A 4,252-nucleotide genomic window follows, 5' to 3' on the forward strand; every position below is an offset into this window, starting at 1 on the left:
TAGTTTACTAACTGCAGGGCTACTAAAAGCCCGCTTCGTACCGCCTAGCGGTCGGTGTCGGGTAGTTTACATGAAGCTTACAGCCGGGATCCCCATGGGAGATATGGGATCCGGTTTGATCAAAATTGTAAAGTTTTGTGCGCAATCTGCCGAGGCGAGCAATCACCACCCTGGTTCTGCCAGCGCAAGATTTTATAGTGTTGATCCCTACCTTTTCCCCGCAAGGGGAAGATGGTGAATGGGGTGACAGGCTGGGAACTGTCCTAGCGACACCTGGGGAGAGAGGCTGGGTTTAATAGACTGTAAACGTAATTTACGGTACAGATCTATGACAACTGCTGCCGCTTCTGCTACTCCCACTGCCCCTGAGACGACGCTGCTGAACGTTTGGCAAGTGCTGGCGGAAGAGTTTGCCGGTCAGGTTGCCCTACGGGATCCCCACGCGCAGCCAGTTTTCGAGATGTCTTATGGAGAGCTGTTTCGCCGCATTCAAACCCTGGCGGCTGGCCTGCAGGCTTTGGGCATTTGCCCGGGGGATCGGGTGGCCATTTTTGCCGATAACTCCCCCCGCTGGCTGATGGCCGATCTGGCCACGATGTTCACGGGAGCTGTGAATGTGCCCCGCAGCGCTGTGGCGGATCCCAGTGAGCTGGGCTACATCTTGCGCCACTCCGGTAGCACGGCCCTGATTGCTCAGGATCTGAAGACCCTGAGGCGGATCCGGCCGGATGTGCAGGAGCTGGGCCTGGAACGGCTGCTGTTGCTTTCCGATGAGCAGGAAGCAGGGGTGCTGAACTTTTCCCAATGGCTGCAAAAGGGTCGGGAACACACCTACCAACCCCCAAAGCTGGAGCGATCCCAACTGGCCACCATCATCTACACCTCCGGCACCTCCGGTCGGCCCAAGGGGGTGATGCTCAGCCACGGCAACCTGATGCACCAGGTGGAGAACTTGGGCGTGGTCGTACAGCCACAACCGGGGAATAAGGTGTTGACCATTCTGCCCACTTGGCACTCTTATGAGCGGGCTTGCGAGTATTTTCTCCTCAGCCGTGCCTGCATGCTGGTCTATACCAGCCCTCGCTTTATCAAACAAGATTTCCAACAGGAGCACCCCCATTTTCTGGTGGCAGTGCCGCGGATTTGGGAAACCGTTTATGAAGGGATCCAACGGCAATTCAAAGAGAAAAGCCCCCTGATGCAGCGGCTGATCCGCGCTCTGATGGCCGTGAGTGAGAGCCATGTGCTCTCTGGACGGATAGCTCGCAACCAGTCGATTTTGCATTACGGAGTCAGCCCCTGGGTGCGCCTACAGGCTCGCCTACAACATTGGCTGCTCTGGCCCCTGCACCGATTGGCCGATGTGCTGATCTACCGCAAGGTACGACGGGCGTTGGGCCCCAATTTTCAACATGCCATCAGCGGCGGTGGATCCCTGCCTGCCTACTTGGATCTGTTCTACGAGGTGGTGGGCATTTCCATCTTGAATGGCTACGGCCTCACCGAAACTTCGCCGGTGTTGTGCGCGCGGCGTCCAAACAACAATGTGCGCGGTACGGCTGGCCTCCCTTTGCCGGGGACGGAGTTTCGCATTGTGGATCCTGAAACCCGACAGCCCCTGCCCTCCGGCCAAAAGGGGTTGATCCTGGCCCGTGGCCCGCAGGTGATGATGGGCTACTACAACAACCCCGAAGCCACCGCCAAGGTGCTCAGCTCCGACGGCTGGTTTGAAACGGGGGATCTGGGCTGGCTCACCCCCGACGGGCAACTGGTGATCACCGGCAGAGCCAAGGATGTCATCGTCCTACTCAACGGGGAGAACATCGAGCCCCAGCCGCTGGAAGATGCTTGTCTGCAATCTCCTTACATCAGCCAAATCGTGATCGTCGGGCAAGACCAAAAGAAATTGGCTGCCCTCATCTACCCCAACCTCGATGCCCTCAAAGCCTGGGCTGCCGAGCAAGGGATCCCGGCTGAGGAAGCCGAGCTGCTGGCCCAGCCCCAGACCCGCACCTTGATTTTGCAGGAGGTGCGCCGCCGCATCCAAGAACGCCCTGGCTACCGGCCCGACGAGCAGGTCAGCGACTTTCGCTTCTTGCCGGAGCCGCTGAGCGTGGAAAACGGCCTTATGACCCAGACCCTGAAGATCAAGCGCAACCCGGTGGCTGAGCGCTATGCCCACCTCATCCAGGAGATGTATCCGGCTTGAGGTGCAGGCCCACCTAAGTTTGGGATCCCCGTTGTTGCTCCAAGTAGCGCCGGAATTGCTCCGGTGGAATGGCCCCTCGGTAGGCTCCACAGTAGTAGAGGGTAAGCACTGCCTTGTAGGCCCAATCGCTTGACACCACATCCGGGAAAGGGCTGGGCAAAGTATCTGCTTGGTTGTTGGCGCAGGCTTGCAAAATTTGCTCTGTGGTTAGCTGTTCTGCCAGGTCTGGAGGGAGTTCCCGCAGGTTGGCTTGGGCCAGAGCGGCAGTGGGCAGGCTCAAACTGGAGAGGGCTGCGCCCACAAGAGCTGAGGTGAAGAGGTGTTGCACTTTCATAGCACTCCGTGCTGTGCAGAGCACAGACAACTCGAAGAGGGTTAACGAGGGATCGATTGAGAGGGAATCCGTCCGGGGAGTCCCTTCTTCAGGGTAGTACGGACGAAAGGAGCGTCTGGATCTGGATAGAACGCCTCAGCCGCTTTGTTCCCGGATTAAGATGCAGGAAACGGGGGCACCTCCAAAACCCCAAAACAAGCCAAAAGGCAAGATTGAGTCTGTACAGCAGGCTTTTGTGCTGAGAGCTAGAGGCCGATGAACGTATCCAAAGGGCCAAGTTTTGACGGCGTGGATCCCCCGGATCCCAAGCTGATCGATGCCTGTGTGCATTGCGGGTTTTGCCTGACCACCTGCCCCAGCTACCGTGTCATCGGCAAAGAGACGGACTCGCCGCGGGGGCGCATCTATCAGATGGAGGCTCTCAACCAAGGTCAAATCTCCCTCTCGGCGGCTACGGTTTCCCACTTCGACAGTTGTTTGGGCTGTTTGGCCTGTGTTACGGCCTGTCCATCGGGGGTGCAATATGACCGCTTAATTGCCGCCACCCGCCCGCAAATCGAACGCAACTACCCACGTAGCCTTTGGGATCGGCTTTACCGCCAGTTCATCTTCTCGGTGTTTCCTTACCCGGAGCGGCTGCAACCGCTGCTGTGGCCTCTCTGGCTGTACCAAAAAATGGGGATCGGCGCTTGGATCCGAAAGGGTCTGGAAAAGGTCTCCCCGCGTTTGGCGGCCATGGAATCCCTGATGCCCCCCCTGGAGGTGGAGCAACTGCTGCCCAAGCGTTACCCTGAGCGGATCCCGGCGGTGGGAGAACGCCGTTTTCGGGTGGGACTCATTTTGGGCTGCGTGCAGCGCCTGTTTGCCCCGCAGGTGAATGAGGCCAGCATTCGCGTCTTGACCCACAACGGCTGTGAGGTGGTGATCCCGCCCGTCCAGGGCTGTTGCGCGGCCTTGCCCCACCATCAAGGGCAACTGCAGCAGGCGGAAACCCTGGCCCGCCAGATGATCGATGCCTTTGCCGATTACGAGTTGGATGCCATTCTGATCAACGCTTCTGGCTGCGGGCATACCCTGAAGGAGTATGGCCACCTGTTGGCCAGGGATCCCGACTACAAAGAGAAGGCAGCCCGATTTGCCACTCAAGTCAAGGACATTCAGGAGTTTCTCGCTCAGGTGGGGTTAACGGCTCCTCTACATCCGCTACAGCCGGAACCCCTGGTGCTGGTCTACCAGGATGCCTGTCACATGCTGCATGGGCAGCGGCTCAGCCAGGAACCTCGACACCTGCTGCGGCAAATCCCGGGGCTGGAGCTGCGGGATCCCGTCGATGCGGCCCTCTGCTGTGGTAGCTCCGGCGTCTACAACCTGTTGCAACCCCAGGTGGCGGATGAGCTGGGATCCCAGAAGGTAAAGAACTTGCTTAACACCGGTGCTCAGGGGATTGTCTCTGCCAATATCGGCTGCCGCCTACAAATCCAGAAACATCTGCGCCTACAGGGCAAAGCCGGGATCCCCATCTATCACCCGATGGAATTGTTGGATCGCGCCCTTACCGCTGCGTGACGCTTTCGCGAACAAGCTACAGGGGCTGCCTCTAGTCCCCGATCTGCTGAACAATTGGTTACTTTGCGGAACCGAAATAGCCATTAAACTAAGCATGTTGGCCGCGGCTATGTAAACTACCCGACACCAACCGCTAGGCGGTA

At 58.5% G+C, this 4,252-nt stretch carries 3 protein-coding genes; 2 read left to right on the forward strand and 1 reads right to left on the reverse strand.

Annotated elements, in window-relative coordinates:
* The first annotated feature begins 328 nt into the window (after positions 1–328).
* Positions 329–2,209 (forward strand): AMP-dependent synthetase/ligase, encoded by a 1,881-nt coding sequence (locus NW856_RS05560; protein ID WP_414399459.1) that lies wholly within the window; start codon positions 329–331, stop codon positions 2,207–2,209.
* 13 nt (positions 2,210–2,222) lie between these two features.
* On the opposite strand, the gene NW856_RS05565 is transcribed toward NW856_RS05560, so the two are convergent.
* Complete coding sequence (locus NW856_RS05565; protein WP_414399460.1) at positions 2,223–2,543, reverse strand: hypothetical protein; 321 nt, start codon at positions 2,541–2,543, stop codon at positions 2,223–2,225.
* Between the two features lie 255 nt (positions 2,544–2,798).
* Between NW856_RS05565 and NW856_RS05570 the strand changes: the two genes are divergently transcribed.
* Positions 2,799–4,109, forward strand: coding sequence for a (Fe-S)-binding protein (locus NW856_RS05570; RefSeq protein ID WP_414399461.1), 1,311 nt, complete (start codon positions 2,799–2,801; stop codon positions 4,107–4,109).
* Positions 4,110–4,252: the final 143 nt, after the last annotated feature.

This window comes from Synechococcus sp. R3-13 (assembly GCF_047462195.1).
Taxonomy (GTDB): Bacteria; Cyanobacteriota; Cyanobacteriia; order Thermostichales; family Thermostichaceae; genus Thermostichus.

Excerpts from the sequence above, each read along its gene's own strand:
- NW856_RS05560 (WP_414399459.1), top strand. The coding sequence starts at position 329 with ATGACAACTGCTGCCGCTTCTGCTACTCCCACTGCCCCTGAGACGACG.
- NW856_RS05565 (WP_414399460.1), bottom strand. The coding sequence starts at position 2,543 with ATGAAAGTGCAACACCTCTTCACCTCAGCTCTTGTGGGCGCAGCCCTC.
- NW856_RS05570 (WP_414399461.1), top strand. The coding sequence starts at position 2,799 with ATGAACGTATCCAAAGGGCCAAGTTTTGACGGCGTGGATCCCCCGGAT.